Source organism: Bilophila sp. T19-St14, assembly GCF_059728385.1.
This window is the reverse complement of the sequence record NZ_BAAGFT010000001.1, coordinates 3,281,547-3,302,059: the sequence shown is the minus strand read 5'-3', so window position 1 is coordinate 3,302,059 and position 20,513 is coordinate 3,281,547. Positions and strand designations below refer to the sequence as shown.

The following is a 20,513-nucleotide window of genomic DNA, read 5'->3' as shown; positions in this document are numbered from 1 at the left end:
GGCCCGATGTTCGGAAAAAGAAGAAATAAGCGCGCTGAAGGCGAATCTTGCGTTTTTGTGGCTTCGCCCTTATTATCTTTGATAAGGCAGGCGTGACACGGTAATATTCTCCCAGCCGTAGCACGGGGTAACCCGGAGCGCTATGTGGGGTAGCCGCAAAAGCGGATCGGGGGGCCCCACCGTCTGCCTCATTTTTTCAGAGCACGTATGGTTTCTTTCCGCTTCACATCATCCCGGCTCAATCTCCGCAGGCTCGTCACATAAAGTTCGTCTCCGATCCGTGTGGCCTTCACGATAACGACAACGCCTTCGGGACGGTTGAGCACAAAGGCAAGGTTCTTTTCATTCTGTCTGTATTTTTCTCCCTTTTCCACCGCGTCCGCCGCTAAACTGTAATCAGCCGCCGTCAGTTCAGGATGGTGGCTTTTCTGTTTTGTGTAGGAAGCGGGAGACAGGCAGGCTATCCGGGCCGTGGCACCGATTGAGGCCGCGTCGTCAGCGGAAAGCACCGCAAGGGGGAGCGGAACCGTGGGATTCTCGGCCCATTCGTCAAAGCCGTCCCGGACAAGCCGACGCACCATTTCCGGCGCGAGTCCGCCGGGAGCCAGTTCGGTTTCGGGAAGAAGCGGGGCCGCCTGCATGATCGCCGTGGCTTCAAGAGGTACGGGGAGCTTTGCGAGTTTTTCAAGCATGACACGCCCAAGCTGTGCCGCCCGGTCGGCATTCCCCGGATTGTACGCCCAGCCGGGATCGATGCCCACGGGCACGTCCATCACTTCCCCGGTGGCCGGATTGATCCACGTCACCGTGCCCTCGTCCTCCGGATCGCCGCTTATCTTCCAACCGTACCTTTGCAGATCGCCATCGGAAACAGCCACGGCGTCACAACGGCATCTCCAGCCGTTCGGCGGGTAATGCGTCCGCCACCACGGGTGATCGACCGGGAGGATGGTTCCGTGCCAGCGGCGGTGCTGTGGCCTGATTTTACTGTCAAGGATGCCCTCGTAACGCAGGTAGGGGAAAGCGTCCTTCAAGCCCTGCTGTTGCTCCCAGCGGCCTTGTGCGTAGGAAACCCGCATATTCACATCAAAGATGGTTTCGAGCCGCCGGACGCTGCCAAGCTGTACCGTGCGCTCTTCCCCCGTTTGGGGATCAATGACGGTCGTGCGGCCCCACCAGCCTTTTTTCTGGAGCGTGGGGATAAGGCCGCGCTTGAAGTCGGCAAAGGTTGTGCCGTTCTCCTTCGCGCTCACGAGTGCATCATGAATGTCTTTCAGGATATCGAACCCGGCGGAACGGGCCACGGTAAACCCGCCGTGATGCTGCTCCTGCCAGACCGTCGCCCAATGTTCGGACGGGAACAGGTTCGTGCCGCGCCGCCGGAGAGCCTCGATCGCCTCGTCAAAGGGGATGCGGGGAAAATCAGCCATTGCGGCCCCTCACGTGCTGGTTCATCATGGCAAACGACACCGTGCGGGCGAGCGGTTCCGGATCCTGCTTTTTCATCGCATCAGGAAGCCCCGCGAGAAACTCGTCATAAGACGAACAGCGATCGGCAAGCTCAAGGATCGGATCGACAAGCAGGGACACCAGCGGCTGCCAGTCGCCGAGCTCTTCCTTGACGGCAAGGTCGATCGCATCGGGTTCCGGCGCAGGCCGTGCGGCTTGGACGGACTGCGCCGTTTTTACCCGTGGCGCCTCCTTGTCGGGCGCGTCCTCTTCGGTTTTGGCGGGGCTTGCTCCGATGGTTGCAGCACCTTGTGCGGGCTGCGGGATGCCCAGCTTGTCGCGTACAACGGACACCTCGGCAAAGTCGGGGGCAACGGCTGCCGCCTTTACCACGTTGTCGATCCATGCGCTCGCGTCCTCTTCCTTCTCCCGTACTATCCTTATGGCAGGATAACGCCGCCGGGGGCCAAGGTTCAGATCGACCAAAGGACGCACGAGATCACGGGACAGCGTCGCCGCAAGCTGTGCGGCATCGGACTCCTCGATATCTTCCCGGACGCGTTCATGGGCGTTCGCCGTGCCGACATGTTGCCCGACGTCCGTAGTGCCGGTCTGTCCGAGGACGGCTTTCGAGATCTGTTTGTCAAAGTACTCGGTGAGCCCCTTGAAAATCTGGATATTCCCGGTGCTGTTCGTGTTCACGAACTCAATCCGCATACTGTCCGGGATAATCGCGGCGGCGTCCTGCGCAATGTTCCGCACGGCACGGAGCAACACGTCCTTCTCATCCGGCGTCGCTTCCGCCCCGTAGCGCCCGACGCGGAGCGGAAAGCCGAACACCTGTGCAAACTGCACCCATGATTTGATCCCGAAGTTTTTAAAGAGATAATACCACGCCACGGGCCGGGCGAGGCCGCCGCGAATGGGGAGGCCGGATTTTGACTTGTGGATATGGGTGATGAACTTCGCGGGTACGAGCGGTTCGGGAAGGCCGTTTTCGCCCTTAAGCCGAAGCGTCACCCCGTCCAGCCGGTCAAACTCGAACCAGCGGGGATCGCGCCAAAGAATGGAAGACGGGAACCAGTTTTTCCCCTCAGTGTCCCACATGATTTCACAGACGGAATAGCCCTTGCCCACGGCGTCCAGAATATCCTGCACGGCTTCGGCAAGAACGCCGGTATTGAGAAAATCCCGCACAAGATCGGCGGCCTTCACATCTTCGGCATCATCGGTTGCGGCCTCCACCTTCATGGGAAGCCCGGCAACTTGGAGTTTTCGGGTGGATAGGACTGACCGATAATGCAGGTCTTTCTCTTCCATCTCTTCGGCAAGCTCAAGGTACGCCAGCGCGTCGCCTTCTTCGGCTGCAAGCAAAAGAGCCGTAAGCCGCTGCGGGGTCAGATTCTGTGCGGGGTGTCCCGAAAGGATTTGCCGCACTCCGGTCACTGTAGGGGCGGCCACCTCTTCAGCGAGTCGGGTCTTGTCGACGGGGTTCCCGTCGGCATCATACAACATTTTCACCATGCGCCTCTCTGGTAGTCGTCATCGTCGTCCGGGAATGCAGACGTATTGCACCGGTACGTCGCCGGAGTGTAGCCGTATTCGATTTTTGGGGAACTTGCGGCGGACAGGGCGAGAAACAGAGCCCATGTACGGTCGGCGTGCCCCGCGTCGTCGGATTCGGCCACAAACCGGGGCGCACCCGTGGGGCCGGATACCTTTTGCAGTTTGTGCAGATCCGAGCGGAGCGCCTGTACGCCTCGGGGGATGCGGATCCGCTTGTCTTCAAAAGCCTGCTTGCCGACCGTGGCGAGCCCGAGCTTTGCGGACGCCGTAAACAGCACCCCCTCGATACGGTTTGCGCCATGCCGACGCTTGGCGTCTTCCACGGGCTTCTCACCCATACCGGTCTGATCCATGCATACACGCATCACCCGGTACCTAGACATGAGATCGTCAAGGATCATGTCTTGCTCGGCAAACGTCACGCCCCGGCGCTCGGCAATCTCCCGAACCCAGAGCACGTCGCCCACTTCTTCGAGCACTATGGCGGCGAACAGGTCACGGCGGCGGCCTATGTCCACGCCGAGAAAGCACGGGCCGCCCGCGTACAGGCCGGGGCGTCCGGCCTTTTCATCCTCCACGGCGTTGATAAGCTCCCATGAAAGCCACGCCGTCGCGCCGTCCATCCATTGAAGCTCGAACTCCTGCGCCCATGCGTCCTCGTCCGCCAGCGCCTTCCGCAGCTCCTCAACGTCGCGGGGAAGCCCGTCGGCCACGGCCTTGTAAATATCGACAACATGCCGGGACCACGCGCCGTCTTCGGCGGTCATGAGCTCGAAAAATTTGTTTTCTTTCCCGTTCGGAGTGGACGTGATCCGCAGTTTCAGGCCGTTTTTTGAGATCACCGGAAAAAGCGCCTTCCAGATCGCATGGCTGTCCTTATGAAAGGCGAACTCGTCCAAAAAGACGTTGGCGGAAAAACCGCGCGCCGTGTCAGGGTTGGCGGGCAGCGCGGTCACACGTGAGCCGTTCTTCATGGACACTTCGAGCGCCCGGACGGTGGTTCTGTCCTCAAGCCGGAAATCCGTTTCCAGCGCATCAAAGGCCGCATTCATGGCCCGCAGGTGGAGTTTTACCCCTTCCTCCATCGCTTCCCGCGCCTGCCTTTCCCCACGCGACAGAATGACCCAGCGCGTACGGCGGCCTTCAAGCTCCGCAAGCGCCATATCGAGGGCAATTTCAAGTGTCGTCGTAAACGTCTTGCCGGTTTGCCGGGCAAACATCCCGATCTTGAAACGGGAATCGTCCTCAAGCCATGCCTTTTGGTATGGGTAAAGGATCGGGGTGTCCATCACGCGCCGCCGTAGGCTTCAAGGAGCTTCGCCCGGAGTTCTCCGGGGGTCAGGGCCGTATTTTCAGGGTTGCCCGCCACTTCATCAACGGCCCTGTCGAGCTTTGCCCTGACTTCCTTTTCCACCCGTTCCCGGACCTTCGACTCGAAGTCCTGATCAAGGCGGTTTGCCTGCGCCATATCCTTGAGCGTTCGGGCCAGCGCCATGAGCGCCTTCGGATCATCAACGTCCCCTTCCTCAACCCGCGTCGCCAGATGATCGAACACCAGATCGCGCAAGGTCTGGACGAGGAGCCGCCCCTGCTGGCCCTCCACCACGGACGGACCGATCTCCCTGACGAGCGCCTCGGTCATCTCCCGGCTCTGGCGCAGTTTTGCGGCTACCTTGTCGATCTTCTGTTTCTGGCGTCCGAGCGCGGAGAGGGAAACCGTTTCGACGCCCATGCCCCGCAAATGCTCAAGAATCTCGGCAAGTGTAGCCCGGCCTTCCGAAAGCAGGCGGTTGACCTCTTGCAGAATCTCCGGCGGCAACCGGCGGAGGGATGATTTTCTGCCCATATCAGAACCCCGGCCCCGGACGCTTCACGCCCGGTATGACCGCGCGGCCTTCGGCGACGTCGAGCCCGCGCTGCGTGATCTTCACGACGATGATCCCGCCAAGGTCTTCGCACGAGACGAGCCCCTGTTCCTCAAGCCATGCGGCGTCGGCATTCACGCAGTCACGGGAGACGCCGTGGCCTACGGCGTCGAGGGCGGACTGGAGGAGGCTTGTATTCATGGCGTAGTCGGCGTCCTCGGCAAGGAAGCGCAAGAACGCGCACCGGCGGTTTTCGGACTGAAGTTGTGCAAAAGTACGTTTTTCTTTCATCGGGAATTCTCCAAATGATGCTGTACGAGCATGGCGATTTGATTTTCAAGGCCGGACACCGACGTTTCCACTCCATCCATATGAGCGCCTATCGCCTTCATGTCGCCCCGCAATTCTTCAAGGGAAAGCTGTATGGCGTGCATGGTCTTGCCGTCGGGAACCGTTTCCATCCGGCGCTCAAGCTCTTCGACGCGATCGCCGAGTTCGGTCACGGTCTTTTGCGTGTCGTGGTGTTCCGCTCTGGTCGCAAAACGTCGGGACAGGTGATAGACGCCCCAGCCGTAGACGAGTGTGGCGAGTATTCCGAGCACCGGCCACCAGCGGTCAAGCTCAGTCAGTATGTCGGCCACGGGAGCCTCCATCATTATAGAAGGTAATGAGCGCCCGATACCCGGCTTCGAGCTTCCGGCAATACCCGCCAAAATCCCGCACATGCGCGAGCACGTCTTCCGGCGTCGCTAGTGCGTCCGGCTGTATCCCGGCGCGAGCGGTTCCGGCGGAACCGGGAGTGTCATGAGCGCCGCCGGGGGCGGAGCCTTCGTTTCCGGCGCTATGACCGGAACCATAGAGGGCTTCGTTGTACAAGCGCACCCACTCACGAGACAGGCCAGCGCAATCACGGCGAGCCTTTTCTGATACATCCCTGATCCTCTTGTTGATGCTGGCGCGCTCGGCGTCCAGTTCGGCGGTTTTCGCGGCGAGCTCGCGAGCGAGCTTCTCACCCCGTGCCGTGGCCGCCACAAGCGCCTCATGGGCTTGCCTTTCGGCGGCGGCCACGGCCTCGGCACGGGCCTTTTCCTCTTCGGCACAGGCGGCATTCATTGCCGCGATCTTGGCCTCGTACTCTTCCGTCACGACGTCGAGCCCCCGCCAGACGCCCGCACCGTAAATGACCACGCAGACGAGGACGGCCCAGAGCCACGAAGGAATCTTACTCAGCACAACTCACCCCCGGCCCCCAGCCCGCCCGGATGTAAGCGTGCTGGTATTCCATGATGCGCGAGACGTACCTGCGGTTTTCCCGGATCGCGCTTGTCCTGCGGCCAGCGTTTACGGTTTCGACGTGTCCGAACCAGCGATCCGGATTAAGCCCTTTCTTTGCGGCGAGGTTCCGGTCACGGTTCACCCAGCCCGCACCGCCGTTGTACGCCGAGAGGGTGAAAGCCATTCGGTCACAGGCTCTTAAGGCGCTCTTGTCGGCGCTCATGGCCTTCATGCGGTCATGGAGATATTTGTCATAGACGACGCACGCTCGGAGCGACCACGCCGGATTGAACGGCTGCGGCTTGCCGACTTCCGGGGCGATGGTGGGAAGCCATTTGGCCGTCGACGGGATAAACTGCGCCAGTCCTTGCGCGCCTGCGCCGGAAACCGTGTTATTGCGCCACCACGATTCCGTATGGATTTGGGCGGCGAAGACGGATACCGGGGCGTTCAGCCCCCATGCAGAGCGGGCTTCGCGGATCAGCGTCGCCCGATGCTGAAGCGCGGCGCGGGGTATCTGGACTTCTGCGGCCTCGGCGTCGCCAGCAAAAAAGGCGAGCAGGCCAAACAGCACCGATACGACGATGGCCGCGCCCACGGCGAACGCGACTCCCACACAAAACGCCTCGGCGCAGGAGGAAAGGAGCTTTTGCGGATCGATACGCATGATCACAGCCCCAGACACATGCCGAGGATCACCATGCCCACCATGATCCCGCGCCGGATGGTGGCTACGGTGAAGGCGCGGAGATACCCGGCGCATATCTCAAAGTCGACATCGTCGTCCCCGCCGTCGGCGTCGGGATTGTTGAGCCAGTCGGTTTTCAGGTAGCCCGACGGTCGGGCGTAAGGGAAAATGGCCCGGTCGATCCATACGCCGATGCACGCGGCGAAAGATACCAATGCGGATTTATACGCGATGACCGGGAGCTGCTGCGGGGAAATGACGGCAAGGAAAGCGAGGAGCAGAACGGTGACGAAGCCGCACAGGGCAAGCCAGCGACGGGCTGAAAAGAGACGTTTGAACATATAAAAACCTCCTGTGACGGCACGGTGTCACAGAAGGTTTTCAGCGTTTACCCGGAAAGATTTCCGGGCTGTCAGAAAAGGGAAAGCTGGCGGAGGCCGGACTTGCGGCTCCGAGCCACAAGCCGGACGTATCGCTCGGTTACGCCGAGTTCAAGCGCGATCTGTTCGTGCGGCTGCCCCTTTTCCAGCTTCCGGGCTATGGCGGTCTTGTACGGCTCGCCCCGGCGTCCGTTGGGAACCGTGATCCTGAGCCCTCCATACTCGGCAACCAACGCGGACAGGGCGAATACGCCGAGGATGCGCCCAAGCTGGCACGCCGGATCAGCCCGTCTCGGCACATATACAGGAATGCCGCCATACGAACGGCACAGTGTCTCCGCCGCCGTGTGCCCGATTACTTCCTCAAGCTCCGGGCGGCTTACCCATGTTTCGGCCATGTGCATATCCTCCACGGTGAAAAGGGGTTCGGAGGAGAACATACACAAAATTTCAATGGTTGGGGAAAAATTACACTTTTCGCCAGATCCGCCGGGAAATGTGTAATCGGAAAACCGGAAAAGCCATAAAAAAGCCGCCCAAAGGCGGCATGAGGTACAAAATTATTCAGTTCTTTCTCGTGATGCGTTTTCATCTTCCTGCTTGCTGGCTGAATCCAAGGCGGCTGTTTGGAAAGACATAGAACCTTCACGTGGCTTGCCTATTCCCTGTACAAAACCCTCCTTAAACACTCCCCCCTGAAAAGTAGCCGTCAACTGCAAGGGGATCGGTGGCAACGCCTCTTCTGATTTGCGTCGAGCACACCTGTGGTAAAAGTCTTCCAACGCAGCCTCTTCTAGCCAAACTAAAGAAAACGTGCGTTTCTTGTCGGCAAAGGTGATGGTCACTCTATCCTTTTCTCGATCTATTAGGGAAACAACATAATCTCCATCTATAAAATAGCGCCGTTCTTCTGCGACCTCTTCAACGGGTTTCACATTTTTAAAAAGGCTTTTCGCTGTCGACGCGGATACTTTTACATCATCTATGGCAATTTTATCTTCTTTTTGCATCTTACTAGCCAGATAAGCTACGGGAGCGGCCGTCTGTTCGGCCAGATCAAAAGCGCGATCAATGGCATGCATGGCGTCTTTACGAATAGATTCATCTTGTAAACGTTCCTGAGCTTTTAACTCTATTTCGGCTCTTTTTTCTTCTTTGAATTTTTCAAAGGCTATTTCAGCAGATATTTTAGCAGTCTGGGCTTGAGTGTCGCAATAATGCCAAAATCCAATACCGGCTGGAACAGCCAAAATAGCCGCTATCGAAATAATGGCCCATTTTTTGTCTTTGGATTCCATATTAGCCCACATATCTTTAAAAAAAGCCTTGATACAGCTACAGCCGGGCTCGATAGAAACGGTTACCCTGAGCCCCGTTTTGTCCATAACCGACGTGTTATATTTGACTTTGTGTTCCGAGTACTCACCATACGCCGCTATGAGTGCTTTCTGAAGCCTTATAACAAATTCGGCTACCTTGTAGTCAAGCCTGCCATCCCACTGCTTGCCCACCAGCTTGATTGAAAAAATAGTTTGTTCGGAAAACTCAATAGATTCCCAAGAAAAATCTTTTTCCCAGCTGGCAATATAGGCGTCAATGGCCGTATCAAAATCTCTGACAACCAATGTATCCATTCACGTCCTCCCCGTAAATGAGTACACACGGCATGTGTGCACTTTGTCTACCATAAAATTTTTCTGTTGTAAGACTGACACATGTCAGCATCCCGCCCGGCGCTCACCGCGCTAATTCCTCAACTCTTCCACGCCTTCATCACGTTAAACGCTGTCCCAGCTTGCCTTATCGTGATTATCGGCATTCCTTTTTTCCATATTTTACAACTTCTCGTTTTCGCGTTCGAGGTCGCGGATGTGGGAAAGGTGGCGTTCAGCCTGTCCCTAATCGTCGTTCTCTCGGATTAAGGCACTTTTTCATCTACCGCACTCAAATAGAGCGGAATATCTGTATTCCTTGTTTGTCCGGCCGTCGGACGTTTTCCCCAACTTGCTTATCTCACTAACAAACATCTTCCCCAACCTAAGCTTAAAAAATTTCTCTCTCTTCATCTTTCGTAACACAGTCACGAACCGTATAACCGAAAAAGGAAAAAATAGGGCAAAAGAGAGAGCCCGAGAGCCAAAGGAGATTACACATTATGTTGTCTCGTTCCGATTTGACCCTTGCTTCCTGCCTCCTGCTCGTCTCAACTCCCGGCATTTCACCTGCCGACGCGGTAAAAGATGTACGCCAGCTTTACGGACTGTGCCCGTCCGATATTGGCGAGGAACAACGCCGAACCCTTATTGCCGCAGCTTGTATTCTTCTTAAAGAAGACCCCCGGCTTTCTCCCCAAGACGCCTTGGCCGACGCCTTACAGCTTTGGGAACTCACCCGCTAATACCGTCAGCGTTTTAACCCGTTAAAGCCTGCTCTCGGGCTTTTGCGGGCCTTTCTTGCCTTGCCCGCCCAGCCGGGCGTAACGACCGAAAACTCCGCTACTTTCCACCTTCTCTCACCACCGCCCCCAGATTTCCCACACCAGAAACGCCAGCACCAGCGCCGGGAACCACAGTCTTATCCGTTCCTGCACCGTGTGCCGACGTCGGCTTACTTTTCGCGCTCACATCCACCGGGACCGTCTTCGGCAACTTCGGGCGCTCCGAAAGCTCGCGTTCAAGCTCGGCAATCCGGGCTTTCAACGCCGGGATTTCGGTGTTTTCACGCTCAAGCTCGCGGATGCGCGCAGCACCCATAACCGTTTTCACGCGGAGATCGGCGTTTTCCTGCGTCAGCGTCATAACTTGCTTTTGAAACTCCATTCCTTGCTTGAGAGCTTCCATCAATTCGCGCTGAACTTCTAGAATCTCTGACTGTCGGAGTTTTTCTATTTTTGTAGGACTAGTTTTTTCAATAGGTTGCTCTGAATAAGGCTCTATTTTTCTCTGACAGTCAGAGATTTTTTTCCCGACTAGCTCGTTTTTGTACATCGGCCCGACTCCTGAAAGTAGCCAGTTAGCTTCTATACCCAAACGTGCACATATTTGTGCAACCACATTTCCCTTTGGTTCACGTTCTCCGTATTCATAATTTGCTAAAGCGCGTGGGCTTACCCCTATTCGATTAGCAAATTTTTCTCTTGATTCTTTACCTCTTACAAATCTAAGGCGCGAAGCCAACGTATTTTCCATACATTTCCGTCCGTGCAAAGTAATATAATATTTTATGTACAAACGGGTTGACTAAAGACTCGAATGTGCATAAAAATATTTCCAACGAACCACAAAAAACCACAACTTCCAAAACCACCCCTACACGGAACCGAGAAGGGGCGCAAGAAAGGGAAGGGTTATGAACCAGACAAACACTCGAAGGACGGACATTCCGCTGACGCTCCGGAAAAGCGTAAAGGACGCCTTTGCCGAACGCGGACTCAGCATTTCCGGGTGGGCGCGAAAGCACAATCTTGCCCCGCAGTATGTCTATGATCTGTTGAACGGCCGGACGAACGGGGCGCGGGGTGAATCGCACCGCGCCGCAGTACTCCTCGGCCTCAAGGAAGGCGTCATCGAAGAGCGGGCGGCGTCATGATGCGCCCCGTCAGCCGGAACATGGCGAGGCTCATGCGGCGCATTAGGCGCAGGGACATGAAAATCGGAAAATTGAAACGGGAGCTGCGCAAGCTCCGGAGGAGACAACGCAAGATGGAAGAGGAACGCAAGGCCGTCATCATAGTCCAGCAGAACAGAAACATAATCGACGTATCAATTGATGTTTTCCCCGGTGCGACAAGTGTTGGGAAATGCGGTGACCTCGCGTGGATCGGATTTAACGCGATCAAGGAAGAACTCGCCAAAATGCCGGTAAACATCAACGACGACGTAGGAAAAATCATATGACCCATAAAGACGGCTATGTGTCCTGTAACTTCTGTGGAAGCCATGAATCACGGGTGACGTTTCTGGTCGCCGGACAACGGGACACCCATATCTGCGACTGCTGCGCGTGGGACTGCGCCATGCTGATCTATGAAAGATGAAGGATCGGTACAACGGGGAACAGGCCGACACCGTTATGAAAAAGCCCCAACACCCGAACTTTCCCTGCTTTAAGGAACTCCCCGAAAACGAACAATCCGCCTTGGAGGATAAAAATGAATAACCTCACCGCAACCACCCTCGCGGCCCATTTCCCCGCCGTGTCCCCGGAAATCCGCCGGGCACTCGAAAACAAAAAGCCCCTCACCGCTGCAACGGTGAAGGGCCAAAAGGGGAAGAAACAAAACTGTGTTTCCGCTTGGCCTGTTACCATACTTGACACCCCGGCGCAACTCCCGCCCCTGGCGGCGAGGATCGACGGCTTGGCCTCCCAGATCACGCAGATCATCGACGGAACCGTCAGCATGGGCGTGGAAATGCAGCTCATCATCCTCGCTTTCAATCTCGCCGCCGTCGCCGAGCAAGTTGCGCATCTGGAAAACAATCTGGAGGTGCCCCATGCGTAGTCAAAAAGAAACATTCGCTCGTATTGCGAGAGCCCTCGACCGCGCCAGTGTTTCCATTGACCGGATCATGTGGCTGGACGCGATCGGAGACGAAGACGACGGGGCGCGTGAGTATCTGGAAGACGAGATTCTTTCCGAATCGGAAGAGCGGATAAAAGAGGTATTCAGAGGCCGCCACAACGCGGACGGGGTCACACCCCTTACTGTTGAAGAGATAATCAATCATGGGGGCTGGATTGTTCAGGCATCACATAGAGCCCCTGATCCCGATCATGTTTTTTTTGAAAATGGCAAGCCGATCGGCTGGTGGGCTGCCCCCGGTCTGTATTTCCATTTTTTCCATCATGCCGATCTGGGTGTCGCCCTTTGCAGAGCGCTTGCGTGGGCAAGGCAGACGGACAAAGAGGCTTTCAAAAAAGCCATTGGGAAGGTTTCCCGTCCGAAACCGACGATCCGGAAAGAGTAAGGGGGGGTATCATGACCGAAAAGAAGAAGCTCACGCAGCTCGGACGGGCGTTCCTGCTTATCGAGACCTTGGCCCCGCACGTCGTGACCGGGCTTTCCGTAACCGATCTTTCCGTCGCTACCGGCATTTCCGCCCCAAACGTCTGCCGGGACATGGACTCCCTCGCTGCCGAAGGCATGGCGCAAAAACTCGAAAGCGGGCGCTGGGCGCTTACGGCAAGGCCGCTCAGGGCCTACCGGGCTTACGACATAGCCCTTCGCAACCAGCAGCAACGGCAGGACGATTTTAAGCGTAACATTGAAACCGGGGCCTACAGGCTTTTGGGGTGAGCAATATGAGAGAGATCCCTGAATACCAGTGCATCAGCGAGTGGGAAATGAACGACGATTTTTCCGATGACGATTGGGAACGCGCCTACGCGACGAAATGCCACAGCGCGCAGGGTGCTGCGGAAGATTACGCCGCGCGTGAAGAATTTACGGACGAGGAAATCGTCGTTGTCCGCAACAAGGTCACGGGCGAAATCAGTCATTGGCGCGTCGAACCCGAAACCATATTCAACGCCTACGAAGAGGATTAGGAGCCCCAGATGAACGACATCACCATCACCCCCGAAGAACCCGCCGCCGAGAACACCACCATCTCCGCCCCCGCCGTTTCCGAACAACCCGATCCGGTAAAGGAACTTGAGGCCGTCCGCACCGGCACCGTCACCATCTTGGCATCCGACTACGCGCAAAACATGAAGATGGCTGAGGAGATCGGCAAGTTCAAGATGAGCCGGGCCATTTCAAGCGGTCTCCGGCTGGGAGAAATTCGTTGGCTCGGCACTATGAAAGAAAACAAGGCATACAAAACATTTCCACTTACTAAGCCGAATGGTTCTATCTATTTCGCTGAAACATTTGAGGATTTCTGCAAAGGAATGGGGCTTTCTTACCAAACTGTTGCAGAAAATCTCCAAAACTATTCAACGCTTGGTGAGGAATACCTTACCGAAGCCCAAAATCTCGGTCTTACCGTGCGGGACACCCGCAAAATCCGCAAGGCGTTGAAGGACGCTCCCGAAGAGGAAAAGCGGGAAGTCTTCGCGAAGCTTCGGGAATCGACGCCCGAAGAGATGAAGACCGCTCTTGACGTCATTTGTTCCCGGTACATCGAGAACAAAAAGGCTCTCGGCAAGGCCAAAGAGGAAGCCGCCGATCTCAAGAAAAAGGTCGAAGACCTCGAAAAAGACAGGGACGCCAAGCAAAAGGTGGCGCAGGAGCGAAACGACCAGATCGCGGCGCTGAAAGAAGAGCTCATCGTCGCCACCTCCTCGGCCATTGCTGACATTGAAGTCAAAAAAATGAAGAAGAACGCCAAGAACCGGGAAATCATCGACGAAAAGTGCAGGGACGCCGTTTTTGCCGTGGCGAACCTCGCGGCGTTCGGAGCTTCGGGTCTCGCTGACGATGAAAATTCGGAAGAGACGGCGGCCTATGTCCACGAGCGGATTTCTTCCGCCGTGCGGGGCATGGCCGCGCATATTCTCTCCGCAGGGATCGACGTTGATCTTACGGCGGAGCTTGTGCCGGATTTCGGCCCGGATGTGGACGGAGAACCGTTCCCCGAAGCGGGCGATCAGGAACCAACCGACTAGGACGGGTTCAGTATGTCTTTCAAGCCTTCATCTGCACAGCTTGAGCTCATAAGCAACGCCGCCCGTGACCTGAAAAAAGCGGACCCATGCAATGGGGAACGGGGGCGCATCGTGGCGCGGCTTGCCGAAACGCTGAATCGCTCCCTGAACACCACCTACCAATACCTCAAAAAATACGGTGGGTGGGAGAGCGGCAAAAAGCCCCGCAGGGGCAAGGGCAAGACATGCGTCCCCGAAGCGCTTTGCCGGAAGATCGCGGGGCTCGTCATCTGCGGCGACCGCGCCAACGGCAAAAGGCCCATGTGCATCAAAGACGCCGTGAAGCGCTGGGAGGCGAACGGGGAAGGCATCGCGGACCCGGAAACAGGAGAAATCACCATGCCGTCGGTTGAAACAATCAGCCGCGCCATGCGGCGCTACGGGTGCCACCCGGATCAGCTCAGGGTGGCGAGTCCGTCTGTCCGTATGCGGACGGAGTACCCCAACAGACTCTGGCAGGCCGACGCCTCGGTATGCGTCCTGTACCGCATCCGGGGCACCGGAAATATCGGGCTCATGAAGGAAGAGAGCTACAACGAAAAGAAGCCAGAAAACCTCATCAAGATCAGGAATACGCGTATCGTGCGCTATATCGTGGTCGATCACTGCTCCGGCAACTTCTACCTGCGCTACGAACAGGCCGCCGGAGAAGACGCCAAGGGCTTTCTCGATACACTTATTGACGCCATGACTGACCGGGGGCCGCAGGACGTCATGCACGGCGTCCCGGAAATCCTCTACACCGATCCCGGCCCCGGCCCGGCCTCTTCACTCGTCACAGGCTTTTGCGGGCAAATGGAGATCACTCCGGCGCAACATGTGCCGGGAAGAGCCCGCGCCACCGGTTCGGTCGAAAAGTGTCAGGACATCGTCGAATGCAAGTTCGAGAGCCGCCTGCGTTTTCTGGAAGTGCCTGACGTCGCGCAGTTGCAGGCGCTTGCGGATCGCTGGCGCAGGCACTTTTGCGCCACGGCGATCCACACCCGGACGAAAAAGACCCGCAACGACGTATGGCTTTCCATTCCTGCGGAGAAGCTCCGCACGGTTGAAGCCGACGTCATGCACTCCATCGCGGCGTGGGGCGAGGTACGGTGTCAGGTGAAGGACGACTTCACGATAAGCGCCGACACCCGGACGCACTACGGCGTCCGGCGCTACGATCTGCGTGAACTCGGCTACCACGGTTTGCAGGTCAGGGACTCCGTATCCGTACGCCTCAATCCTTACAAGGCCCCGAGCATTATCGTCGTCATCGAAAAGCCCGACGGGGAAAAGTTTTCCTTTGAGGTGCCTCCCATGCAGTTCGACGGCGCGGGGTTTGATCTCAGCGCTCCGGCCTTCGGGGAGGGTTTCAAGGCCATGCCGAAGACGCGCGCGGAAAAGACCCTCGAAACAATCAAAAAGGAAGCCTACGGCGTCCAGTCCGTGGAGGAGGCCGAGAAGATGCGCCGAGCAGGAAAGCCTGCCTACGCCGGGATCGACATCATGGCCGACATAAAGGAAGCGCCCATCTACTTGAAGAAGGCCGGGACGCCTTTGCAGGTAGAGGAACAAAGGGCCGACGTGCCGCCGATGAAGCGGCTCTCCTTCGCCTTGATGATGCGCCGGGATCATCCGGATGTCTGGCGCGACGACAACACCGACGAATGCGCGGAATGGCTGCGGACCCGGTATCCCGACACCGTACCCGGAAACGAGATTGAAGCCGTGATCGAACGGATGCGCGGGAAGTTCGCGCCGAAGCGTGCCCGGCGGATTGAGTTCCGGCCGAACGAAGGGAGGGCGGCATGTGCCGGATAATCCCCTACGATCCAACCGTAAAGGATCTCTTTGAAGAAATGGGGCTCAGCCAGCGCGAGGCCGCCGCAAAGCTCGGCGTCTCCCCGGCGCTCGTCAACCAGCTCCTGAATAAAGGAACCCTCCCGAAAACGGGCTGGGCTGGACTTAAACAGGGCATAGCCTCCCTTCTCAATGAGCGCGGCGCACAGGCGGCCCTTGTCGGCTACGCCCTCGGCAAGCTGGAAAAGCCTATCGAAGATGAAGATACCCCCGCCGGGGATACGGCGGAAAACGAGGAACCCATGATCCTGAAGAAGCAAACGCTCACGATGAAGACACGGCAGGCATTCGGAATCGTCAAAAATCCCTTCGCCGATCCGCAGGACGCCGCCGACGTCTATCTCTCGCCTGAAATCCGGTATGTCCGGGAGATGATGTATGACGCCGCGACGAACGGCGGTTTCCTCGCCGTGGTGGGCGAGTCCGGCTCCGGGAAGTCGACGCTCCGGGAAGAACTCATTGACCGCGTGAAGAATGAAAACGGCAAGACCGTCATCATCGAACCGTACACGCTGGCGATGGCCGAGAACGAATCGAACGGCAAACCCATGCGCTCCCAGCACATCGCCGAGGCCATCATCAGCACCATCGCCCCCGGGACTACCGTTCCGTCATCTCCGGAAATGCGCTTTCGCAAGCTCCACCAGCTCTTGAAGAGCGCCCACGGCGCGGGGACGCATCATTGCGTCATCATCGAAGAGGCTCACGACCTGCACCGACACACGTTGAAGTCTTTGAAGCGGTTCTGGGAATTGAAGGACGGTTTGCATCGGCTCCTTTCCATCATCCTGATCGGACAGACGGAGCTTGGGGAAAAGTTGAAGGCCGCCGACGCCGGGGTGCGTGAAGTCGTGCAGCGGTGCGACGTTCTGCACATCACCCCGATCGAAGACGTAGCGGATTTTCTCCGCTTCCGGTTTGCCCGCGCCGGGCTCGACTTCGGCAAAGTGTTTACCGCCGACGGAGTCGCCGAGATTGGAGAGAGCCTCACGGTGGCACAGGATCGCTCAGGTAAAGGCGTCTATATGGGCTATCCCCTCATGATCGCCAACATGACCATCGCCGCCCTGAACCTTGCCGCGAGCGCCGGGGAAAAGCAGGTGACGGCGGACGTGGTGCGGATGGTACGGCCGTAATCATCTTTTAGGAACATATCAGCTTGCGGCTCAGGGGAGATAATATGACAGACCGAGAATTTGTGGAATTGGTGCGCAGGATGCGGCTTGCTCAGAATACCTACTTGTTGATTCGTGCGTCGTCCGACCTGAACAGGGCGAAAGCCCTTGAACGTGAGGTCGATGAAGAATTGGCGCGTCGGAAAATGACGGAAGCGCCGAAACAGACAACATTCTTTTGAGGGAAACGCTTATGCGGGACTCAATAACGGTTAAGAGAAAACGCGGCAAAATTACGGAAATCAACCTGAACGGCAAGGCGGCAGGAAACTTTTTCAAAGCACTTATGCAAGCCCAAGGGGAAAAAGACAATGGCAAAACGTGTGAAACCCGTTCTGAACGTCCCAGCGGTGACGACTCTTGAGGAAGCGGACGCGACGCTGGCGCAGATCGCGGCGAGGAAACGGGAACTTGCGCTTATTGAGCTCGGACTGAAAGAGGACGTCGACGCCCTGAAACTCAAATGCGCCGAGGCTTCCGAGCCGATCAAGCAAGACATTGAAGTTCTGGAACAGGCGCTGATCAGGTTCGGGGAGTCCAAAAAATCGGAGCTGTTCGTCAAAAAGCGTTCCCGGGAGCTCACGTTCGGCATTATCGGCTTTCGGGCAAGCTCCGCCGTCAAGACCATGCGGAAAACGACATGGGAACAGGTGCTGGGCCTTATCCGCGACGCGGGGATGCCCGAATGCATCAGGACAAAGCAGGAAGTGGATAAGGAAGCGCTCCGCCAGCTTCCCCCGGAACGCCTCGCCGCCGTGGGGTGCAGGCTCGAACAATCCGATCTCTTTTTCTACGAGCTGAACGAGACGGAACTCGCGGGAGCTGAATCCGCATAATGACAAACCGGGCGGGCAATCCGCCCGGCTCCATATGGAGGGGATACCAATGCGTACCACAGCCGATCCAAAGAAGCTTGTCAGAGCGCTCCAGACGGGACGCCGCAAGCTCGGCATGACTGACGAAGATTATCGTGGGCTTCTTTCCAGCGTCACGGGCGGCCGGACGACTTCAAGCAAGGAACTTTCCGGCGAGGAACTGGCCCGGGCGTTGGCCGCGCTCAGAAAGGCGGGTTTTCGCACGACGGCGGACCCGCAGATCAGAAAGATCAAAAGCCTCTGGTATGAAATGCACGATCTCGGAATCGTCAGAAATCGGAGCGATCAGGCTATCGAGACGTACATCCGGCGCATCACGCGGGCGCAAAAGATCGAATGGTGCTCCGTGGAACAGCTCCAGCTCGTCATTGAGACCCTGAAAAACTGGATAGACAGAATCGAGGAACCGGCGGCACGGGAACACCTGCAGCACTTTTTCTCAGAACAACAACCTGCCACGGCCGTCATGCAGTAACGCGCGCCACAGCCTCATCAAAAACAAATGGAGAACGCCATGAACAAGTATGATCTCATACGGCGACTGAGGAAGGAATGTGGAGTAACGGAAGAGGAGATGAAAAAGTTCGTCAAGGCCATGCTCGACACGTTCACGGAAGCCCTTACGGAAGGCGATCGGGTTTTCCTCCCCGGACTCGGGACACTCACCCCGGTACCGCGTGCCGGGCGGATTTGGCGTAATCCGAAGACCGGCGGCTCCTGCACTATCCCGGCGCGCACAACGGTCAAGTTCGCAGCGGCGAAGCGGCTCAAGGATGCGTTGAGCAGGTAGACATGCTATACTGGTAAACAACAAAAAGGAGGGCTAATTCCCCTCCTTTTTGTTGCAGATTTTGCAATAGAATTACACTCCCACCTGAACCCTTTCCCGATACTTCCCAAGTTATCTCGTTTTTTCCCACTACTTTTCATGCCATTGATCACCATCCCTCCCCTTCCCAAGACTTTCATCTGTGCAGCCGCCCGCCGCATCGGTTCCCGGCTATAGTAAAAGGCTGTGTCATAGAAAAGGGCTGGTGCTTTTTCCTTGAAATTTCAAAGGAATTACCAGGAAAAATGCCTTAGCCGTGAATCCCGCCAAAGGGAAAACTGGAAAAAGGCTCTATTTTTCACCGCACTGTAGAGATGAAACAACCACATACTATAGCAGAACCACGTTAAAAATTTACAATAGTAAAGGGTAAGGCACGCCCGATCCGGGATTGAACAGCACAAATGCATTGCGCTTATGCCTTCGCAGCGACCGCCTGCTTCCCGCAGTCGGAAGAACATTTCCAACGTGAAAACGCCCTAACAAAGACGGCCTCCCTCCATTCCCCCAAAAGCATGAACAGGGATTCTATAACGTCAAAAGTCTTTGAAGAGAGGGGGATGGGGGTTCGGGGGAAGGGGGAGGGAAACTTTCTGCAGAAAGTTTCCCTCCCCCTTCCCCCGATTTTCCCCACTACAGCCATATCATCACGGTAAATCATTGACCTCTAGCATGGGAGCCGCTTTTCTATACCCCAAGGGCCGAAACGCCTCCGCCCCAGCAGGCCGGGGATTCCGGCCGTTCGCCCTCTACCCCGACAGGAGGTTCTCTCATGATCAATCCGAAACAGGTTGTCCCCGCCATCGTTGCCGTTACGCTGCTTTCCTTGGCTCCGGCGGCGGAAGCCCTCGCCATAGAAGAACATGCGCAAGCGACCAAGCCTACCGCTGCGGCGGGTAAGCCGGCGGCAGCCAAACCCGCTGAAGCCAAAGCGGACGCCCCAAAAGATGCCAAGGCCGACGCAAAGACACAGGCTCCGGCTTCCGCAGATCCGGCGAAGGAAACCCCGCCCCCCTCAGTTGAGCAGGCCCAAAAAGCCTACGACAACGGCAGCTACGAAGAAGCGTTCATTATCGTGGAGCCGCTCGCCAAACTGGAGCACCCCGACGCCGAATACCTGCTCGGCCTGATGTATGAACTGGGCCACGGGGTAAAGAAGGATACGGAACAAGCCGCCGCGCTGTTCACATCAGCCGCCAATCAGGGCTATGCCGCCGCTCAGGCCAAGCTTGGGCAACTCCATATGGAAGGCAAAAAAGATTACGCCTCAGCCATGAGCTGGTTCCAGAAAGCGGCTGATCAGGGCTATGCCCTCGCCTACAGCGCCATCGGCGATCTGTATGCCAAGGGCTACGGCGTGGGCCAAGATAAGGGTAAGGCGCTCGGCTACTATGAGAAAGCCGCTGACGCCGGCGATGCCGACGCTTGTCTGCACCTCGGCCAAATGTACGAACAAGGTAAGGACGTTAAGGCCGATCCGGTACAGGCCGCCGTCTGGTACAAGAAGGGCGCGGATCTCGGCAGCGCCGAATGTGCCGCCGCCCTGAAACGCCTCAACGATCAGAAAGCATAGGACGCATCGGGAAGCGGGAGCCTTTCGGAAAGGCTCTGTCATGACACATGGCTGTTTTGTCTCCACAGCATGGTGAAAGTAATGGATTTTTATCCATTTTTTCTGCCAGTGGACTCCATGCTTGGGGTATTTTATCGGTTATTCCTGTGGAACTTCAAGAAATCAGGCATCAACCATTTCCTATGGCGCAGCCTTCGGAAACAGGCATCCTGATGCTTCTATCTATCTTACGTAGCTGATTTTTTATTCATGCCGCGTTTGCGTTTTCCGGGCCAAGGCGATCCGGCCTTCCCGCACGCTTTCCGAAAAAAACGGCATTCATCCCGGCTGGAACAGGCATCTTCCGCGCAG

At 57.0% G+C, this 20,513-nt stretch carries 29 protein-coding genes; 17 read left to right on the top strand and 12 right to left on the bottom strand.

Annotation, left to right across the window (positions count from 1 at the left end; translation table 11 throughout):
* Positions 1-188: 188 nt before the first annotated feature.
* The 11 genes from AC6I1V_RS13935 to AC6I1V_RS13885 form a co-directional block, all read right to left on the bottom strand.
* Positions 189-1,430, bottom strand: a complete 1,242-nt coding sequence (locus tag AC6I1V_RS13935; protein WP_486854115.1) for a phage head morphogenesis protein — start codon at positions 1,428-1,430, stop codon at positions 189-191.
* Entirely contained in the window at positions 1,423-2,973 is a 1,551-nt protein-coding gene (locus AC6I1V_RS13930) for a DUF935 domain-containing protein (RefSeq protein WP_486854114.1), read from the bottom strand. Before AC6I1V_RS13930 ends, AC6I1V_RS13935 begins: the two co-directional genes overlap by 8 nt.
* Complete coding sequence (locus AC6I1V_RS13925) at positions 2,967-4,304, bottom strand: terminase large subunit domain-containing protein (RefSeq protein WP_486854113.1); 1,338 nt, start codon at positions 4,302-4,304, stop codon at positions 2,967-2,969. Before AC6I1V_RS13925 ends, AC6I1V_RS13930 begins: the two co-directional genes overlap by 7 nt.
* Positions 4,304-4,861 carry a phage protein Gp27 family protein gene (locus AC6I1V_RS13920; RefSeq protein WP_486854112.1) on the bottom strand — a complete coding sequence of 186 codons (558 nt, stop codon included), beginning with the start codon at positions 4,859-4,861 and terminating at the stop codon, positions 4,304-4,306. The genes AC6I1V_RS13925 and AC6I1V_RS13920 overlap by 1 nt, the downstream gene beginning before the upstream one ends.
* Position 4,862: 1 nt before the next feature.
* Positions 4,863-5,171 (bottom strand): VpaChn25_0724 family phage protein, encoded by a 309-nt coding sequence (locus AC6I1V_RS13915; protein ID WP_486854111.1) that lies wholly within the window; start codon positions 5,169-5,171, stop codon positions 4,863-4,865.
* A complete protein-coding gene (locus AC6I1V_RS13910; protein ID WP_486854110.1) occupies positions 5,168-5,521 on the bottom strand; it encodes a DUF2730 family protein in 354 nt (117 codons plus the stop codon). Before AC6I1V_RS13910 ends, AC6I1V_RS13915 begins: the two co-directional genes overlap by 4 nt.
* Positions 5,502-6,113, bottom strand: a complete 612-nt coding sequence (locus AC6I1V_RS13905) for a hypothetical protein (protein WP_486854109.1) — start codon at positions 6,111-6,113, stop codon at positions 5,502-5,504. The genes AC6I1V_RS13910 and AC6I1V_RS13905 overlap by 20 nt, the downstream gene beginning before the upstream one ends.
* Entirely contained in the window at positions 6,103-6,822 is a 720-nt protein-coding gene (locus tag AC6I1V_RS13900) for a transglycosylase SLT domain-containing protein (protein WP_486854108.1), read from the bottom strand. Before AC6I1V_RS13900 ends, AC6I1V_RS13905 begins: the two co-directional genes overlap by 11 nt.
* Positions 6,823-6,824: 2 nt before the next feature.
* Entirely contained in the window at positions 6,825-7,184 is a 360-nt protein-coding gene (locus AC6I1V_RS13895; RefSeq protein ID WP_486854107.1) for a putative holin, read from the bottom strand.
* Between the two features lie 71 nt (positions 7,185-7,255).
* On the bottom strand, positions 7,256-7,621 hold the full coding sequence (locus AC6I1V_RS13890) for an RNA helicase (protein WP_486854106.1): 366 nt from the start codon (positions 7,619-7,621) through the stop codon (positions 7,256-7,258).
* Between the two features lie 162 nt (positions 7,622-7,783).
* A complete protein-coding gene (locus tag AC6I1V_RS13885) occupies positions 7,784-8,857 on the bottom strand; it encodes a hypothetical protein (RefSeq protein WP_486854105.1) in 1,074 nt (357 codons plus the stop codon).
* An 81-nt stretch (positions 8,858-8,938) separates the two neighbouring features.
* On the opposite strand from AC6I1V_RS13885, the gene AC6I1V_RS13880 reads away from it, so the two are divergent.
* Both AC6I1V_RS13880 and AC6I1V_RS13875 read left to right on the top strand, forming a co-directional pair.
* Complete coding sequence (locus AC6I1V_RS13880; protein ID WP_486854104.1) at positions 8,939-9,145, top strand: hypothetical protein; 207 nt, start codon at positions 8,939-8,941, stop codon at positions 9,143-9,145.
* Positions 9,146-9,378: 233 nt separating this feature from the next.
* The gene (locus AC6I1V_RS13875) at positions 9,379-9,621 is read left to right on the top strand and encodes a hypothetical protein (RefSeq protein ID WP_486854103.1); all 243 of its coding nucleotides are present in this window, start codon (positions 9,379-9,381) and stop codon (positions 9,619-9,621) included.
* Between the two features lie 97 nt (positions 9,622-9,718).
* On the opposite strand, the gene AC6I1V_RS13870 is transcribed toward AC6I1V_RS13875, so the two are convergent.
* Complete coding sequence (locus AC6I1V_RS13870; protein WP_486854102.1) at positions 9,719-10,411, bottom strand: helix-turn-helix domain-containing protein; 693 nt, start codon at positions 10,409-10,411, stop codon at positions 9,719-9,721.
* 160 nt (positions 10,412-10,571) lie between these two features.
* Between AC6I1V_RS13870 and AC6I1V_RS13865 the strand changes: the two genes are divergently transcribed.
* The 15 genes from AC6I1V_RS13865 to AC6I1V_RS13795 all read left to right on the top strand — a co-directional run bounded on the left by AC6I1V_RS13865 (position 10,572) and on the right by AC6I1V_RS13795 (position 20,162).
* Positions 10,572-10,811 carry a DNA-binding protein gene (locus tag AC6I1V_RS13865; protein WP_486854101.1) on the top strand — a complete coding sequence of 80 codons (240 nt, stop codon included), beginning with the start codon at positions 10,572-10,574 and terminating at the stop codon, positions 10,809-10,811.
* Complete coding sequence (locus tag AC6I1V_RS13860; RefSeq protein WP_486854100.1) at positions 10,808-11,119, top strand: hypothetical protein; 312 nt, start codon at positions 10,808-10,810, stop codon at positions 11,117-11,119. The genes AC6I1V_RS13865 and AC6I1V_RS13860 overlap by 4 nt, the downstream gene beginning before the upstream one ends.
* On the top strand, positions 11,116-11,259 hold the full coding sequence (locus tag AC6I1V_RS13855) for a ClpX C4-type zinc finger protein (protein ID WP_486854099.1): 144 nt from the start codon (positions 11,116-11,118) through the stop codon (positions 11,257-11,259). Before AC6I1V_RS13860 ends, AC6I1V_RS13855 begins: the two co-directional genes overlap by 4 nt.
* A 114-nt stretch (positions 11,260-11,373) precedes the next feature.
* Positions 11,374-11,724: a hypothetical protein gene (locus tag AC6I1V_RS13850; RefSeq protein ID WP_486854098.1), complete on the top strand. Its 351-nt coding sequence runs from the start codon at positions 11,374-11,376 to the stop codon at positions 11,722-11,724.
* Entirely contained in the window at positions 11,717-12,190 is a 474-nt protein-coding gene (locus AC6I1V_RS13845) for a hypothetical protein (protein ID WP_486854097.1), read from the top strand. Before AC6I1V_RS13850 ends, AC6I1V_RS13845 begins: the two co-directional genes overlap by 8 nt.
* Positions 12,191-12,201: 11 nt before the next feature.
* Complete coding sequence (locus AC6I1V_RS13840) at positions 12,202-12,519, top strand: helix-turn-helix domain-containing protein (protein ID WP_486854096.1); 318 nt, start codon at positions 12,202-12,204, stop codon at positions 12,517-12,519.
* A gap of 5 nt (positions 12,520-12,524) precedes the next feature.
* Complete coding sequence (locus AC6I1V_RS13835) at positions 12,525-12,770, top strand: hypothetical protein (RefSeq protein WP_486854095.1); 246 nt, start codon at positions 12,525-12,527, stop codon at positions 12,768-12,770.
* Positions 12,771-12,779: 9 nt separating this feature from the next.
* On the top strand, positions 12,780-13,832 hold the full coding sequence (locus AC6I1V_RS13830) for a hypothetical protein (RefSeq protein ID WP_486854094.1): 1,053 nt from the start codon (positions 12,780-12,782) through the stop codon (positions 13,830-13,832).
* 12 nt (positions 13,833-13,844) lie between these two features.
* Positions 13,845-15,671: a transposase family protein gene (locus AC6I1V_RS13825; RefSeq protein ID WP_486854093.1), complete on the top strand. Its 1,827-nt coding sequence runs from the start codon at positions 13,845-13,847 to the stop codon at positions 15,669-15,671.
* Positions 15,659-16,846 (top strand): ExeA family protein, encoded by a 1,188-nt coding sequence (locus tag AC6I1V_RS13820; protein ID WP_486854092.1) that lies wholly within the window; start codon positions 15,659-15,661, stop codon positions 16,844-16,846. The genes AC6I1V_RS13825 and AC6I1V_RS13820 overlap by 13 nt, the downstream gene beginning before the upstream one ends.
* A gap of 44 nt (positions 16,847-16,890) precedes the next feature.
* Positions 16,891-17,067 (top strand): hypothetical protein, encoded by a 177-nt coding sequence (locus AC6I1V_RS13815; RefSeq protein ID WP_486854091.1) that lies wholly within the window; start codon positions 16,891-16,893, stop codon positions 17,065-17,067.
* Between the two features lie 129 nt (positions 17,068-17,196).
* Positions 17,197-17,721 (top strand): host-nuclease inhibitor Gam family protein, encoded by a 525-nt coding sequence (locus AC6I1V_RS13810; protein WP_486854090.1) that lies wholly within the window; start codon positions 17,197-17,199, stop codon positions 17,719-17,721.
* Between the two features lie 49 nt (positions 17,722-17,770).
* Complete coding sequence (locus AC6I1V_RS13805) at positions 17,771-18,235, top strand: regulatory protein GemA (protein ID WP_486854089.1); 465 nt, start codon at positions 17,771-17,773, stop codon at positions 18,233-18,235.
* Positions 18,236-18,274: 39 nt separating this feature from the next.
* Positions 18,275-18,550 carry an HU family DNA-binding protein gene (locus tag AC6I1V_RS13800; protein ID WP_497737078.1) on the top strand — a complete coding sequence of 92 codons (276 nt, stop codon included), beginning with the start codon at positions 18,275-18,277 and terminating at the stop codon, positions 18,548-18,550.
* 811 nt (positions 18,551-19,361) lie between these two features.
* Complete coding sequence (locus AC6I1V_RS13795) at positions 19,362-20,162, top strand: tetratricopeptide repeat protein (RefSeq protein WP_486854087.1); 801 nt, start codon at positions 19,362-19,364, stop codon at positions 20,160-20,162.
* Positions 20,163-20,513: the final 351 nt, after the last annotated feature.

Bases quoted from the DNA above. Each gene is read 5' to 3' on its own strand.
- AC6I1V_RS13870 (WP_486854102.1), bottom strand. From the start codon at position 10,411: ATGGAAAATACGTTGGCTTCGCGCCTTAGATTTGTAAGAGGTAAAGAA.
- AC6I1V_RS13935 (WP_486854115.1), bottom strand. From the start codon at position 1,430: ATGGCTGATTTTCCCCGCATCCCCTTTGACGAGGCGATCGAGGCTCTC.
- AC6I1V_RS13895 (WP_486854107.1), bottom strand. From the start codon at position 7,184: ATGTTCAAACGTCTCTTTTCAGCCCGTCGCTGGCTTGCCCTGTGCGGC.
- AC6I1V_RS13900 (WP_486854108.1), bottom strand. From the start codon at position 6,822: ATGCGTATCGATCCGCAAAAGCTCCTTTCCTCCTGCGCCGAGGCGTTT.
- AC6I1V_RS13810 (WP_486854090.1), top strand. From the start codon at position 17,197: ATGGCAAAACGTGTGAAACCCGTTCTGAACGTCCCAGCGGTGACGACT.
- AC6I1V_RS13865 (WP_486854101.1), top strand. From the start codon at position 10,572: ATGAACCAGACAAACACTCGAAGGACGGACATTCCGCTGACGCTCCGG.
- AC6I1V_RS13820 (WP_486854092.1), top strand. From the start codon at position 15,659: ATGTGCCGGATAATCCCCTACGATCCAACCGTAAAGGATCTCTTTGAA.
- AC6I1V_RS13840 (WP_486854096.1), top strand. From the start codon at position 12,202: ATGACCGAAAAGAAGAAGCTCACGCAGCTCGGACGGGCGTTCCTGCTT.
- AC6I1V_RS13835 (WP_486854095.1), top strand. From the start codon at position 12,525: ATGAGAGAGATCCCTGAATACCAGTGCATCAGCGAGTGGGAAATGAAC.
- AC6I1V_RS13800 (WP_497737078.1), top strand. From the start codon at position 18,275: ATGAACAAGTATGATCTCATACGGCGACTGAGGAAGGAATGTGGAGTA.
- AC6I1V_RS13925 (WP_486854113.1), bottom strand. From the start codon at position 4,304: ATGGACACCCCGATCCTTTACCCATACCAAAAGGCATGGCTTGAGGAC.
- AC6I1V_RS13880 (WP_486854104.1), top strand. From the start codon at position 8,939: ATGTCAGCATCCCGCCCGGCGCTCACCGCGCTAATTCCTCAACTCTTC.
- AC6I1V_RS13885 (WP_486854105.1), bottom strand. From the start codon at position 8,857: ATGGATACATTGGTTGTCAGAGATTTTGATACGGCCATTGACGCCTAT.
- AC6I1V_RS13845 (WP_486854097.1), top strand. From the start codon at position 11,717: ATGCGTAGTCAAAAAGAAACATTCGCTCGTATTGCGAGAGCCCTCGAC.
- AC6I1V_RS13830 (WP_486854094.1), top strand. From the start codon at position 12,780: ATGAACGACATCACCATCACCCCCGAAGAACCCGCCGCCGAGAACACC.
- AC6I1V_RS13805 (WP_486854089.1), top strand. From the start codon at position 17,771: ATGCGTACCACAGCCGATCCAAAGAAGCTTGTCAGAGCGCTCCAGACG.
- AC6I1V_RS13860 (WP_486854100.1), top strand. From the start codon at position 10,808: ATGATGCGCCCCGTCAGCCGGAACATGGCGAGGCTCATGCGGCGCATT.
- AC6I1V_RS13825 (WP_486854093.1), top strand. From the start codon at position 13,845: ATGTCTTTCAAGCCTTCATCTGCACAGCTTGAGCTCATAAGCAACGCC.
- AC6I1V_RS13930 (WP_486854114.1), bottom strand. From the start codon at position 2,973: ATGGTGAAAATGTTGTATGATGCCGACGGGAACCCCGTCGACAAGACC.
- AC6I1V_RS13890 (WP_486854106.1), bottom strand. From the start codon at position 7,621: ATGGCCGAAACATGGGTAAGCCGCCCGGAGCTTGAGGAAGTAATCGGG.
- AC6I1V_RS13815 (WP_486854091.1), top strand. From the start codon at position 16,891: ATGACAGACCGAGAATTTGTGGAATTGGTGCGCAGGATGCGGCTTGCT.
- AC6I1V_RS13875 (WP_486854103.1), top strand. From the start codon at position 9,379: ATGTTGTCTCGTTCCGATTTGACCCTTGCTTCCTGCCTCCTGCTCGTC.
- AC6I1V_RS13850 (WP_486854098.1), top strand. From the start codon at position 11,374: ATGAATAACCTCACCGCAACCACCCTCGCGGCCCATTTCCCCGCCGTG.
- AC6I1V_RS13795 (WP_486854087.1), top strand. From the start codon at position 19,362: ATGATCAATCCGAAACAGGTTGTCCCCGCCATCGTTGCCGTTACGCTG.
- AC6I1V_RS13915 (WP_486854111.1), bottom strand. From the start codon at position 5,171: ATGAAAGAAAAACGTACTTTTGCACAACTTCAGTCCGAAAACCGCCGG.
- AC6I1V_RS13920 (WP_486854112.1), bottom strand. From the start codon at position 4,861: ATGGGCAGAAAATCATCCCTCCGCCGGTTGCCGCCGGAGATTCTGCAA.
- AC6I1V_RS13855 (WP_486854099.1), top strand. From the start codon at position 11,116: ATGACCCATAAAGACGGCTATGTGTCCTGTAACTTCTGTGGAAGCCAT.